Source organism: Bacillus sp. F19 (assembly GCA_023823795.1).
Taxonomy (GTDB): Bacteria; Bacillota; Bacilli; order Bacillales; family Bacillaceae; genus Bacillus_P.
On sequence record CP085710.1, the window covers coordinates 3,265,838 to 3,278,211 of the forward strand.

Annotated in this window: 20 protein-coding genes; 8 read left to right on the forward strand and 12 right to left on the reverse strand. The window is 39.3% G+C overall.

Going from position 1 to position 12,374, the window contains the following annotated elements; translation table 11 throughout:
• Nucleotides 1–26 precede the first annotated feature (26 nt).
• Genes LIT25_16610 through LIT25_16620 form a run of 3 tightly spaced genes read right to left on the reverse strand, consistent with a single transcriptional unit; the run spans nucleotide 27 to nucleotide 2,700 of the window.
• On the reverse strand, nucleotides 27–515 hold the full coding sequence (locus LIT25_16610; GenBank protein ID USK32219.1) for a glutathione peroxidase: 489 nt from the start codon (nucleotides 513–515) through the stop codon (nucleotides 27–29).
• Nucleotides 515–1,015 (reverse strand): hypothetical protein, encoded by a 501-nt coding sequence (locus tag LIT25_16615; protein USK32220.1) that lies wholly within the window; start codon nucleotides 1,013–1,015, stop codon nucleotides 515–517. Before LIT25_16615 ends, LIT25_16610 begins: the two co-directional genes overlap by 1 nt.
• Nucleotides 1,015–2,700: a formate--tetrahydrofolate ligase gene (locus LIT25_16620; protein ID USK32221.1), complete on the reverse strand. Its 1,686-nt coding sequence runs from the start codon at nucleotides 2,698–2,700 to the stop codon at nucleotides 1,015–1,017. Before LIT25_16620 ends, LIT25_16615 begins: the two co-directional genes overlap by 1 nt.
• 131 nt (nucleotides 2,701–2,831) lie before the next feature.
• On the opposite strand from LIT25_16620, the gene metA reads away from it, so the two are divergent.
• The 3 genes from metA to LIT25_16635 all read left to right on the forward strand — a co-directional run bounded on the left by metA (nucleotide 2,832) and on the right by LIT25_16635 (nucleotide 6,116).
• Nucleotides 2,832–3,740 carry a homoserine O-succinyltransferase gene (gene metA / locus LIT25_16625; protein USK32222.1) on the forward strand — a complete coding sequence of 303 codons (909 nt, stop codon included), beginning with the start codon at nucleotides 2,832–2,834 and terminating at the stop codon, nucleotides 3,738–3,740.
• Nucleotides 3,741–3,902: 162 nt separating this feature from the next.
• On the forward strand, nucleotides 3,903–5,048 hold the full coding sequence (locus tag LIT25_16630) for a diglucosyl diacylglycerol synthase (protein ID USK32223.1): 1,146 nt from the start codon (nucleotides 3,903–3,905) through the stop codon (nucleotides 5,046–5,048).
• A gap of 51 nt (nucleotides 5,049–5,099) precedes the next feature.
• Nucleotides 5,100–6,116: a metal-dependent hydrolase gene (locus LIT25_16635; GenBank protein ID USK32224.1), complete on the forward strand. Its 1,017-nt coding sequence runs from the start codon at nucleotides 5,100–5,102 to the stop codon at nucleotides 6,114–6,116.
• 56 nt (nucleotides 6,117–6,172) lie between these two features.
• On the opposite strand, the gene LIT25_16640 is transcribed toward LIT25_16635, so the two are convergent.
• The 3 genes from LIT25_16640 to LIT25_16650 form a co-directional block, all read right to left on the reverse strand.
• Nucleotides 6,173–6,349: a hypothetical protein gene (locus LIT25_16640; GenBank protein USK32225.1), complete on the reverse strand. Its 177-nt coding sequence runs from the start codon at nucleotides 6,347–6,349 to the stop codon at nucleotides 6,173–6,175.
• Between the two features lie 95 nt (nucleotides 6,350–6,444).
• A complete protein-coding gene (locus tag LIT25_16645; GenBank protein USK32226.1) occupies nucleotides 6,445–7,140 on the reverse strand; it encodes an AIM24 family protein in 696 nt (231 codons plus the stop codon).
• Nucleotides 7,137–7,835 (reverse strand): class I SAM-dependent methyltransferase, encoded by a 699-nt coding sequence (locus LIT25_16650; protein ID USK32227.1) that lies wholly within the window; start codon nucleotides 7,833–7,835, stop codon nucleotides 7,137–7,139. Before LIT25_16650 ends, LIT25_16645 begins: the two co-directional genes overlap by 4 nt.
• Before the next feature lie 119 nt (nucleotides 7,836–7,954).
• Here LIT25_16650 and LIT25_16655 point away from each other — a divergent pair, with 119 nt between their 5' ends.
• Entirely contained in the window at nucleotides 7,955–8,182 is a 228-nt protein-coding gene (locus LIT25_16655; GenBank protein USK32228.1) for a DUF3892 domain-containing protein, read from the forward strand.
• Nucleotides 8,183–8,194: 12 nt separating this feature from the next.
• Nucleotides 8,195–8,347 (forward strand): hypothetical protein, encoded by a 153-nt coding sequence (locus LIT25_16660; GenBank protein ID USK32229.1) that lies wholly within the window; start codon nucleotides 8,195–8,197, stop codon nucleotides 8,345–8,347.
• A gap of 285 nt (nucleotides 8,348–8,632) precedes the next feature.
• Here LIT25_16660 and LIT25_16665 read toward each other — a convergent pair whose 3' ends face one another.
• From LIT25_16665 to LIT25_16675, 3 genes are all read right to left on the reverse strand, one after another.
• A complete protein-coding gene (locus LIT25_16665) occupies nucleotides 8,633–8,827 on the reverse strand; it encodes a hypothetical protein (GenBank protein ID USK32230.1) in 195 nt (64 codons plus the stop codon).
• Between the two features lie 77 nt (nucleotides 8,828–8,904).
• Nucleotides 8,905–9,171 carry a phosphocarrier protein HPr gene (locus LIT25_16670; GenBank protein USK32231.1) on the reverse strand — a complete coding sequence of 89 codons (267 nt, stop codon included), beginning with the start codon at nucleotides 9,169–9,171 and terminating at the stop codon, nucleotides 8,905–8,907.
• A 76-nt stretch (nucleotides 9,172–9,247) separates the two neighbouring features.
• Nucleotides 9,248–9,499 (reverse strand): hypothetical protein, encoded by a 252-nt coding sequence (locus LIT25_16675; protein ID USK32232.1) that lies wholly within the window; start codon nucleotides 9,497–9,499, stop codon nucleotides 9,248–9,250.
• A gap of 238 nt (nucleotides 9,500–9,737) precedes the next feature.
• On the opposite strand from LIT25_16675, the gene cspD reads away from it, so the two are divergent.
• Nucleotides 9,738–9,938: a cold-shock protein CspD gene (gene cspD / locus LIT25_16680; protein USK32233.1), complete on the forward strand. Its 201-nt coding sequence runs from the start codon at nucleotides 9,738–9,740 to the stop codon at nucleotides 9,936–9,938.
• A gap of 56 nt (nucleotides 9,939–9,994) precedes the next feature.
• On the opposite strand, the gene LIT25_16685 is transcribed toward cspD, so the two are convergent.
• Nucleotides 9,995–10,201, reverse strand: coding sequence for a hypothetical protein (locus LIT25_16685; protein ID USK32234.1), 207 nt, complete (start codon nucleotides 10,199–10,201; stop codon nucleotides 9,995–9,997).
• Between the two features lie 213 nt (nucleotides 10,202–10,414).
• On the opposite strand from LIT25_16685, the gene LIT25_16690 reads away from it, so the two are divergent.
• On the forward strand, nucleotides 10,415–10,681 hold the full coding sequence (locus LIT25_16690) for a DUF2564 family protein (protein ID USK32235.1): 267 nt from the start codon (nucleotides 10,415–10,417) through the stop codon (nucleotides 10,679–10,681).
• A 43-nt stretch (nucleotides 10,682–10,724) separates the two neighbouring features.
• Here the strand turns inward: LIT25_16690 and LIT25_16695 are convergent, their stop codons facing one another.
• The gene (locus tag LIT25_16695; protein USK32236.1) at nucleotides 10,725–10,901 is read right to left on the reverse strand and encodes a zinc-finger domain-containing protein; all 177 of its coding nucleotides are present in this window, start codon (nucleotides 10,899–10,901) and stop codon (nucleotides 10,725–10,727) included.
• A 14-nt stretch (nucleotides 10,902–10,915) separates the two neighbouring features.
• Nucleotides 10,916–11,581, reverse strand: a complete 666-nt coding sequence (locus tag LIT25_16700; GenBank protein ID USK32237.1) for a reverse transcriptase-like protein — start codon at nucleotides 11,579–11,581, stop codon at nucleotides 10,916–10,918.
• Between the two features lie 396 nt (nucleotides 11,582–11,977).
• Between LIT25_16700 and LIT25_16705 the strand changes: the two genes are divergently transcribed.
• Nucleotides 11,978–12,373 (forward strand): reverse transcriptase-like protein, encoded by a 396-nt coding sequence (locus LIT25_16705; protein USK32238.1) that lies wholly within the window; start codon nucleotides 11,978–11,980, stop codon nucleotides 12,371–12,373.
• Nucleotide 12,374: the final 1 nt, after the last annotated feature.

Below are 12,374 nucleotides of genomic sequence, written 5' to 3' on the forward strand. Positions count from 1 at the left end.
AAGATATAAGAAAAGAAGCCGATTGCTCAGGCTTCTTCTTTTAACAATTGTTGAATTTTCTCTTCCATTTCCTTAGGATCCGTATTAGGCGAAAACCTTTCGACTGCTTTTCCATGTCGATCTAAGAGAAATTTCGTAAAGTTCCACTTCACAGCTTTTGAACCTAAAAGTCCAGGCGCTTCTTTTGTTAAATGTGTAAAAAGAGGATGTGCATCAGAGCCATTTACATCAACTTTTGCAAACATTGGAAAGGTTACACCGTAATTCAATTGGCAAAAGCTTTTGATTTCTTCTTCGTCTCCCGGCTCCTGGCTCATAAACTGATTGCACGGAAAGCCAAGGATTTCAAGCCCCTTGGATTGATAGCGTTCATAAAGCTCCTGCAGCGCCTTATATTGCGGAGTGAAGCCGCATTTGCTGGCTGTGTTTACAATTACAAGAACCTTGCCTTTATAAATACTCATAGATTGTTCTTCACCGTTAATGGTTTTAATTTTTATTTCAAATATACTCATCACTTTGCTCCTTCTTTTACTTTTTCGAGAGTATCGATGGCATGATCAGTCATAGTAATTAAGTCATCTACTTGTTCTTCTCCTATAAGCCGGTTGAAATGCACTTTAAATGAATGGTGATAGTGCTCAAAAGGAACTTTGTATGAAATCTGATGGGTAATTGAATAAACACCCCAAAGCTCTTCAACTATAGATTTGATAGGAGTTTCAGCAGATGATGAACATGCTTGGAAGGTTAAGATAACTTCACACTCCGGAACAGCACTTGTTTTTAATAGTTCTCCGGATAATTGAGATAGGCTCATTGATAACTGAAATTCAGCGGAAACCGTTTTATTTCCTTCTTTTAACTGAAACGTATTTTGATAGCATCTTGACATGGCTGCAAGATCCACTAGGTCTTTACGGCCGATTACGGTTATGACACCGCCAAGATCTGCGTCGTAAATAGCCCCTTCTAGTACAACCTTCAAATTATCAAAAGCAGTCGGATCAAACATTAAAACAGCCCTCTTGCCTTCCCTTTTTCATCTACATTCATCGAAAGCGCAGCGGGTTTTTTCGGCAGCCCCGGCATTGTCATAATGTCTCCTGTTAAACAAACCAGGAACCCCGCGCCGATTGATGGCTTAAGCTCACGAATTGTCAGTGTAAAATCCTTCGGCCGGCCAAGAAGCTCAGGCTGGTCAGAAAGGGAGTATTGTGTTTTCGCCATGCAAATCGGCAAATTTGACCATCCGTACTGTTCAAAATCCTTTATTTGTTTCAATGCCTTTGAAGAAAAATCAACGGTTTTAGCTCCATAAACGGCTTTGGCAACTTTTTCAATCTTTTCCTTAATGCTGTCATTTAAGTCATACAAGTAATCAAAGTGATTTTTTGTGTGCTCGATTGTTTCAAGCACTTTTTCTGCAAGCTCAATTCCTCCGGCACCGCCTTTTTCCCAGACCTCAGTGAGAGCAGCAGGATGAGAATGAAACTCGCACCACTTCATAAGAGCATCGGTTTCTTCCTGTGTGTCTGTCACAAAACGATTAACGGCTACTACATAAGGAAGTCCGAATTTTTCAATCGATTCTATATGCTTCGCGAGATTCTCTGCACCTGCAAGCATTGCCTCTTTGTCTGAGATGGCAAGCTGGTCTTTTGGGACGCCGCCATGCATTTTTAAAGCCCTTACAGTTGCTACAATGACAACCGCAGCAGGTGAAAATTCTCCTGCACGGGTTTTAATATGCAGAAATTTCTCTGCGCCGAGATCCGCTCCAAATCCTGCTTCCGTCACAACATAATCACCAAGCTTTGCAGCCATTTTTGTTCCCAGAAGGCTATTGCAGCCGTGAGCGATATTAGCAAATGGCCCGCCGTGGATAATAGCCGGTGTATGTTCAAGCGTTTGAACAATATTCGGTTTCAAGGCGTCTTTTAATAAAAGTGTAAGAGCTCCTTCAAATCCCAAATCGCCGACTGTTACAGGCTCCCGCAGATAGGAAAAGCCAATCACAATTTTAGAAAGCCTGCTACTTAAATCATTGAGATCAGATGCCAAACACAGGATCGCCATAATTTCAGATGCAACCGTGATGTCAAAGTGATCTTCGCGCGGTGTTCCGTTTGCAGGTCCTCCAAGTCCGATTACTATATTTCTAAGTGCTCGGTCATTTAAATCCATTACCCTTTTCCAAGTGATTCTTCTCGGGTCGATCCGGCATTCATTGCCTTGATGTATATGATTGTCAATCAGTGCTGCCAATGCATTATTAGCTGTTGTGATTGCGTGAATGTCACCTGTGAAATGCAGGTTGATTTCTTCCATGGGTATGACTTGCGAGTACCCGCCTCCGGCAGCTCCGCCCTTGATGCCCATTGTAGGTCCAAGTGAAGGCTCCCTCATGGCAATGACTGCTTTTTTCTTAAGCTGATTAAGCGCCTGGCCAAGTCCGACAGTTACAGTTGATTTTCCTTCTCCTGCAGGAGTGGGATTAATGGCCGTCACCAGTATCACTTTTCCGTCAGGTTTCATTTTAACCCGATCTAAAAATTCCAAAGATATTTTCGCTTTGAATTTTCCGTAATATTCCATTTCATCTTCTAAAATATCAAGACCGCCAATAATCTCCTGAATCGGCTTAATTGGTGCTTCCTGAGCGATTTCGATGTCTGATTTATGTTTAATTTTTAACACACAGCACCCTACTTTCTGCTTATAAATATAGATTCCACGCACAATTGTAACACAAAAGCAAATTGAATTATTATTCTAAACTTTCTATAATAGAGAAAACTCAGAATGAAAAAGAAAGTTGAGGTTCTTCCATGCCTATTAATATTCCAGCTGACCTTCCCGCCAAAGAAATTCTTGAAAATGAAAACATCTTCATTATGGATGATGCCAGAGCCTATCAGCAGGACATCAGGCCTTTAAATATTGTGATTTTAAATATTATGCCCGAAAAACAAAAAACAGAGGTGCGATTATTGCGCCTTCTCGGAAACTCGCCGCTTCAGCTTAACATTACCTTTTTGCGTCCTGAAACACATGTTTCAAAAACAGAAAAGCAGCAGCATCTTCAGCAGTTTTATACGACGTTTAATAAAATCCGCCATAAAAAATTTGACGGAATGATTATAACAGGGGCTCCGATTGAGCATCTGGAATTTGAAGAGGTGTCCTACTGGGAAGAGCTTAAAGATATTTTTGAATGGACAAACCAGAATGTCACTTCAACTCTGCATATATGCTGGGGTGCACAAGCAGGACTTTACTATCATTACGGCGTAAATAAATATAGTCTGAAGGAAAAATGCTTCGGTGTTTTTAAACATGATATTTGTAATACTTCTGTAAAAATTGTCAGAGGCTTCGATGATCAATACTATGTGCCGCATTCCCGGCATACGGATATAAAGAGACAAGATATTGAGGCGGTTGAAGCACTTGACATTATTAGTGAATCTCCTAAAGCCGGTGTTTGTCTGGTCTCTTCAAGGGATGCAAAGAAAGTATTTCTGACAGGTCATCCAGAATACGATTTGTTTACCCTGAAAGAGGAGTATGAACGAGATCTCGCAAAAGGCATGAACACCGCCATTCCGCTGTCCTATTTTCCGGATAATGATCCGGGTAGAAAGCCGGTACAGAAATGGAAATCCCATGCACATCTTTTATTTGCAAACTGGCTAAATTATTGCGTCTACCAGGAAACACCCTACGAATGGGAATGATTTTGAAATAATGCTTACAATAATTGGATTATTTTGTTAAAATTAAGCAGAATTTAATTTAAATTTTATGTAAACTTTATATTTCTTAAATATTCATATGATACGCTTGTCATAGTTAATCATGTAATCTTTGTTCTTCAGATTAAATTTGAGGTGAATGCATTGTTAAAAAAACCAAAAGTTCTGATCTTAACTGCAAAATACGGGAATGGACACGTTCAAGTCTCAAAAACACTTGTAAAGCAATGCAGGGAACTAGGCATCGAGGAAGTGGTAGTGTCAGATTTATATGCGGAATCGAATCCTGTATTTACAGAGATTACTCAGTACCTCTATTTAAAAAGCTTTACAATCGGAAAGCAATTTTACCGCATGTTTTACTATGGTGTAGATAAAATTTACAACAAGAAGCTGCTTACTCTTTATTTTAAGCTGGGCAACAAAAGACTGCACGAGCTTATTGAAAAAGAGCAGCCTGACATCATTATTAATACGTTTCCGATCATTGTCGTACCTGAATACCGCAGGCGCACGGGAAATATCATCCCGACTTTTAATGTTCTTACAGATTTCTGCCTTCATAAAATATGGGTTCATAAAAACATAGACAAATATTATGTCGCAAGCAAAAGAGTAAAAGAAAAAGTCATGAGTCTTGGAATTCATCCCGCTGCCGTAAAGGTAACAGGCATTCCAATCCGCTCTCAGTTTGAAGAAAATTTAAATGAAGAGGCCATTTATAAAAGATATAACTTAGATCCAGATAAGAAAACGCTGCTCGTCATGGCGGGAGCGCACGGAGTTCTAAAAAATGTTAAAGAGCTGTGCGAATCGTTTTTAGAAGAAAAAAACCTGCAGACTGTTGTTGTCTGCGGTAACAACACTTCATTAAAAGAGAGCCTGGAGAGCATTACCGGAAAGAACAAAGAGAACCTAAAGCTCCTCGGCTATGTTGAGCGTGTTGATGAATTGTTCCGAATCGCTTCCTGCATGGTGACTAAACCAGGCGGCATCACCCTGAGCGAAGCAGCTGCAGTAGGTGTGCCAGTTATTCTTTATAAACCTGTGCCAGGCCAGGAAAAAGAAAATGCTCTCTTCTTCCAGGAAAATGAGGCGGCTCTTGTCGTAAACCGTTCAGAAGAAGTATATGACGCTGTCAGCAGCCTGCTTCAGGATGACAAAAAGCTGAGAAGAATGAAGAGGAATATTAAACGGCTTCATCATCCAAACTCTTCGCTTACGATTATGGAAGATATCGTAAAAGAAGCTGCAATCTTTAAAGAGAAAAAATATATAAAAGCGCAGTGACAATTTGACCGCTTTCAGGATGAAGGGGAATTGAATCCTGGAGGTCACTATATGGATACAAGCACACATATTACGATGGGATTTGGTCTTGCCGGTCTTGCTTTTATTGACCCTGCAGTAGCTTCTGGCACAGAACTGGCATCAGCTGTTCTAATCGGTACTGTACTTGGGTCGAATGCACCTGATTTTGATTACGGAATCAAGATGGTAAAAGGAAATGGAATGTATACAGAGCATCACCGCGGTCTGTCACATTCTATCCCTGCATGGTTTATATGGACTGGTTTGTTAACTTGCATTATCTATCTTTTTCATTCGAATCTTTCAACACTTGAGCTGATGCATTTATCCGGGTGGATCTTTCTTGCCGTACTGCTTCATGTCATGTTTGATATATGTAACGCATACGGCACACAGGCAGCGAGACCCTTTACGAAAAAATGGCTTTCACTGAATTTTATTCCGCTGTTTGACCCGCTTATTGTATTTTTGCATTTATTAGGATTTGCTTTGTGGGGTTTGCTCGATACACCGGGGATCATTTTCCTGTCGATCTATTCAACAATTGGACTTTATCTTTTAGAACGATTTTTCAGTTCCAGAAGAGCATTGACTATGGTGAAGAAGAAAAAATTAGGCGAAATTGGATCAATCACAATCATTCCAACCATTCTCTGGTCTGTCTGGCATATCGTCTCTGAAACAGACTCCTGTTTAAGATCTTTCGAACTCCGGTCAAAGAATCTTAAATTGATTCATACTTTCGAAAAATCAGATCCAGAGTCTTCTATCATAGCCAATGCAAAAAAGGATCAGAATGTAGGCCACTTTTTAAATAATTCAAAGCATGTTCATACTGTAGTACTCCCAATCCCCACTGGCTATGAAATCCGATTTTTCGATTTGCGATTTCGCACGAAAAACCATTATCCTTATATGGCCGTCTGTCAAATGACTAAAGACGGAATGATCCTCTCCTCTTGTACAGGATGGTTTCATCAGGCAGATGAATTTAAAAGCAAGCTGATATCACACGAGAACTCTGGGAAAAACCAATTAGAAGCCTAGACAAAAAACAAAGGATGACCTAATGAACGCTGAGTGCGTTAATAGTCATCCTTTTTTTATTGATTTTTGTTTAATTCTTCTTCAAAATAAAAGGTTGATGGGTATTCCTTCAGAATGTAAGAGTAACGGTTCATATTTTTTATATATTTTGATTGCATGACAGTGACACTTTCCCCTGTTTTCACAATTTGGACAGATTCACCATTTTGAAACTTGCTGGCATTGCTCTTCATTCAGCACTTCCTTTCATCTTATCCCTATTATACCATAGCTTCCATGATTTTTAAGGAGAGGAGAGGAGAAAAGAATGAACAAAGCATTTTTCCCGTCAGCTTGTCGTTTCTCTAAAATACACCTCTTCAAAAGGCTGGACAATTACAAAGCCTTCTCCTTCAAATTTCATTTGTATGGACTCTCCGCTTCCGCGGCCTATTATGGTTTTCAAAGAAATATCTGTTACAAATTCTGGAGTTAAACTGCCGGACCATGCGACAGTTGCATTTGGATCCGTATAAACCGGATCACCCGGATTCACAATCAGTGTTAATGGCTCATAATGAGAGGTAATAGCAATTAGCCCTCTTCCTTCAAGATTCACATTAAATAAACCGCCTGAGAGCATGCCTGCAATTTTTCTCATCATTTTAATATCCCACGAAATAGAAGGTTCAAATGCAAGCAAATCATTACCATTTACATATAATTTTTCCCCATTAAGGTTCAAAATCGAAATCTTTTTCCCTTGATCCGCTAAATACAGCTTTCCATTTCCAGTCGCCTTCATTAAAGAGATGCCCTCTCCAGTAAACGCTTTTTTGAACATCTTGCCGATCCCATGCTCAAGTATGCCTTCCCGTTCATATTTAATTTGCCCCCGGTAAGAAACCATTGCTCCAGATTTCGCCCAAATCTGTCCATTTAAATTGATTTCCAGCAGTCTCTCTGTCTCAAGTTCAAATAAGCCCTGCCCTTTATCCTGCTGCTCAGTCTTTTCAACAAACTCTTCAATAGAATATCGATTCATTTGATTTCTCCTTCTTTCTTTTGAAGCATAAACAGCCATAAAAATGAAAGGGACTGTTTTAATTCTGATGATAGGACGCGGGTCATCTCTTCCGTTACTCCTCGTTTGTAAACTCCCTGACTTCCCGCCAGTTCCCATCCGTTATCAATGGCCAATTTTTCGAATTCCCAAGGCATCATGGTGTTGCAGATGACAGGCTTCCCATAAAGTCTGTCAAAACTGTTCGTACGCGGATGGGCTGTGGGTCCAAGAATAGCAATGCACAAATAGCCATCCGTTTTGACGACACGCTTCAATTCGTTTAATGCAGCTAATGGATTCTCCGTCCACTCTATACAATTAATCGTAAGCAGGGCATCTGCTTTGTCATCCTCAAAAGGCAGCTCCATCATATTCGCTTGAATAAATGTAAGCTTTCCCTCTTCTTCATGCTTTTTAGCGAGCTTAATCATTTCAGGAGAAAGATCTACTCCTGTAACCTTCAGCCCCTCTTTCATCAAAAGAAAAGACCCATACCCGTCTCCGCAGCCAATATCAATCACTTCAGCTTCCGGTTTCACATACTTCGTAAAAAAAGACACAATGGAGCTTCTGCTTCCCGAGTCCCACATCTCCTTGCTTCCTTTATTCCAGAATGCAGCACGCTCATCCCACTTCTTTTCAGCTTCTTTTTCCCAATTATATGTATTCTTCATTTTTCAATCAGCTCCATATTTTATCATCTTCTACTATTTCTAGAAAATCAGCGGAAATCCTTTTCTGAGGAATAATTGATATAAATGGTTGAACACTATGAAAGAAAGGAGTGCTGAAGATGGAAAAAGAATCTTTTGTTGCTGCACAGAAAAATGGAGACGGAGATCTCGTCTCATTCAAAACATCAGCAGGAAGAACACTCTCCTATCAAGAAGCACTGATGGAAATCGACAAAGGTGCGATTGAGGGTGTAAATACCTTTAAAGGAAAAGACGGAGAGATGTATATACGGAGCAACCCGGATCACAATAAAGCAAATAACCTTGATTCATTACCACCATTTTAGGAGGTCATCATTATGACAAAGAAATTTAATAAAGGCAGCGAAAATGGCAACTCCCCTAGAAAGGGACACTTTCAGGAAGAATTCGGCCAAGAAATCATATCTGGTGATAACAGCAAAGGAAACAAACGGAATAAAGATCAAAAATCAAAGACTTCAGAGAAGTAAATTTCCTAGCCGGCTGCATGAGCAGCTGGTTTTTTTGAAAAAGGCAGAATGTTGCTGTTGATCCCTGCCTCTTGTAATTTGACCACTCAATTTGGTTTTGATCGTTCAACTCAATTTCTGATCGTTAACTATGTTTTGTGACATCTCATAAACTGTTTCTTCCCGTTCGAATCGTTTTGTGACCATTCATCCAATTCTAACTGCCCAAATAGGATGGTCCATTTTTTTCTACAGTGAGGCGCTTCTACTCCAAACAAAAAAACTGCAGATACAGCCTGCAATTTTTTAGTCTTCCTTATCAAATTCGGCTTTTTCATCATTTCTGCCTCTGTCAATTGTAATAGCGGCTGTTTCATTATTCATATACAGCGGTATTTGCATCTTGTCGCCGTTGTCATAAAAGGCTTCATTGATTTTTTCGTTCGCCCTCGACGTTTCTTCACTGCCTAGATAAGATGATTTATCCTTTTTCCAGTTCATTAGCTCGCCTCCATTCATATTTATCATCCCCCATGAAATAAAAAAATCTCCCTGTTCAAGGAGATTTTCGGCAAGTCTTAAGCGCCTAATTGTTCTGCTATGATCACACGCTCTACAGCCTCAATGGCGTCTTTTTCATCGCTGCCTTCTGCTGATACCACAATTGTTGTGCCTTTTGATATGCCAAGAGACATAACGCCCATGATTGATTTTAAGTTTACTTTACGGCCGTTTGCTTCTAAATTCACATCAGCTATGAATGAGTTGACTGCATTTACTAATGAAGTTGCCGGACGTGCATGGATTCCAGATTCACTTGTAATTTCAAATGTTTTTTGTACCATTTCTTACTTCCCCTCTCAAATTGTTAACATACAATATTATAATCGTTTTACGATAAAAGAAAACTGTTTTTTGGAATTACGCAAGCTTTATGATTTCATCGTGCAGAATGTAGCTGTGAAGATAAATAGTGCATGTTTCTGTGCTCTTTTTTTCAATAATAATTATATTTTGGAGCGGATCTTTAATCAGAATGAGCTGTTCGCGCTCAAAATCCAGCAAGGACTCAAGTGCCTCAAGCTGACGGCATGCTAGCAGAAAACGCTCGTCACTCATTTTACGGTCCTTTTTAAAAATAACCTGCTTATTCCCAATGCTTGTTTTGTACACGTTTTCCACATCCCTTTACAAGTTATTCCACCTCATATTTAAAATATCTGAAATTTCAATAAAAAGCTATAGGTAACTTGACGACAAATTTTCAATAGTGTATATTAAAATCATCATTTAGCTAATAGTTAGTGAATTATTGTTTTAACAAACAATGGTTGCGCATACATATTCGCTGCATGATAAATATTTCCAGGTAGCAACACCTTGTGCTACAGTATTAGGAGGATAAAGTACTATGCAAAACGGTAAAGTAAAATGGTTCAACAACGAAAAAGGTTTCGGTTTTATCGAAGTTGAAGGCGGAGACGATGTATTTGTACATTTCTCAGCTATCGAGGGAGACGGCTACAAGTCTTTAGAAGAAGGCCAGGAAGTTTCTTTTGAAATCGTTGAAGGAAACCGTGGACCACAAGCTGCTAACGTTGTGAAATTATAATTACAAACGTACATTATATTTGATCATATACGATGCAAGAAAGAGGCTGAGTTATCTCAGCCTCTTTCTTTCGTGAAATCCTGGCTGATCATTAAGTATTCCACTGCCTTTATATTCTGTTTAAGCTTTTTTTCGATTCTGTTTACTTCAAACTGATTAAAAACATCTCCGTTCTTCGCCATAAACAGCAGCATGTCCAAATCTCCATATATCTCATAAAATGCATTTTTAACATCTTCATTTATGCTGACCCTGCTTCTCATGAAATGCTCTCTCCCTCCTTCCCCAACCGTCCATCTAGTCTAAAAGATTCAATTTTAATTTATATTCTACACAATTCTGTTATAAGGAACGAAAATCCTTCTTTTTAACGAATAATTTTTTATTCTGAAAATTCATTTTGTTCCTTTAGACTCATTTTTCTGATGTATATTTTAAGAAAGATGTCGAACGATAAGTAAGTGGAGGTGACTAACATGGACCAGATTAATCATACAGGCCTTATCAGCGGCTTCAATAATCTAAAACAATTAGAAATGGCTGTAGCAGCAGCACAAAAAATGACAGGATCTGCAACGATGAGCATGGATCCTGAGGCGATTCAAAACGCAGAAAAAGCACTTCAGGATGCAAAAGCTATCTATCAGACTGCAGGGGATACAGGAGTTGACCAGGACTTTCTCAGCAATCAGAATGAACTTCTTCTGCAATGCGAGCACCAGCTAAACGAGGCAAAACAATAGTAAGCATATAAAAAATCCGCTGAATTTAGATGTCAGCGGATTTTTATGTCAGCTTCTTGCCGTATTCTTTTATTTTTTGACCGACCGTGCATTCTTCAATACAGAAAGAATGAGCAACCTTTTTCCCATATTCCTTGCGAAAAAGCTTCTTCAATAAGCAATCCGTACAATAGGCATCGAGCAGCTGGTCGATTTCGCAAACAACTTGTTTTTTCTCCAATTCATTCATCTCCATCAATCGCTGTCAAGCTTCCATTCACTTGCAATAGTCATTCCTTTTAATCCTTGTCCTGCAAGCTTATCCGCTTCTTCATTTTCTTTTCGAGCAATTGGCATGCATATTGGACGCACTTTCATTTTTTTCAGGGCTGCTTCAATTTTATCAAGCCAGCGGGTGTAAGCTTCTTCATAGACGGGCCACTCTCCGGACAGCTGGTTGAGCACAACTTGCGAATCTCCTTTAAAAGTTACGTCCTGATAACGTACGCCGAGCTCATCAAGTTTTTGCACCATAAAGTAAACAGCCATGTATTCTGCTTCGTTATTGGATTCTGCACCATCTGCTTTTGCACTGAATCTCATTCTTGCTCTTTTTTCGTTTATTGAATAGTAGATCACAGCGCCAAGACCTGCTTCTTTTGTTTGTTTATTGTAGTTGCCGTCAAAATAAGCTTCAACGTCGACAGGCTCATGCGCGACTTCCAATTTTAATTTCTTTAATTCTTTAAGTGACCATGCCGTGCCGCGTGTATCAATAAATTCTATTGATTTCACCCTGCCGGTTTTTTCGAGATCATCACCAATCAAAATGGCTGAATCAAGGTCTGTTTCGTTATCAGATGTAAAAAGCAAGTTCTTTTTTTTCGGGCTGATGTACATCCAGTGTATTAGATATTTCACCTGTTCCACTCCTAATTCGGCTGAGCTATATATTCAATAGTTTTGCTCATACCATCAAATGTATTCACTGTGCTATAATCATATTCGATAATTAACCAAGGCGCTTGCTGTGTTATCAAAAAAAAGCCTAAACGAAAGGAGCTTGACTAAATATATAAACAAGGAAACAGACTGTCTTATGGCTGGTTTTGCGTTAATCAATTTTATCATTGTTCTTTTGTTTTATAAACTATCCGGCACAAGCGGATTGTTTGTCTGTATGTTATCAATGGTTGTTTTAAATGTGCAGGTGGTTATAACATTGAGATTTTTGGAAAGACCGCAACGATGGGGAGTATCATGATATGGGATTAGCTGAAAAAGTGAAGCCCAATGAATAAGGAGTTGAAGACATAGATGATCGAAGTTTATGTAGATGGTGCAAGTGCAGGAGATCCTGGGCCTTCAGGAGCAGGCATTTTCATTAAAGGTCACGGCAAAGGGGAACAAATCTCAGTCCCGCTTGGCATCATGACGAATCATGAAGCAGAATACCATGCTCTTATAAAAAGCCTGGAAATTTGTCTTGAGAAAGGATTTACGATTATTTCAGTCAGAACGGATTCACAGCTTGTAGAACGTGCTGTTGAAAAAGAATATGTAAAAAATCCAGCTTTCATCCCGCTGCTCGAAAAGGTTCTTTGCTTAAAAAATAGATTTGAGCTGTTTTTTATTAAATGGATTCCGAGTAAACAAAACAGTGTAGCGGATCAGCTATCACGAACTGCCATTCGGCTGAATGGAGATACATAAT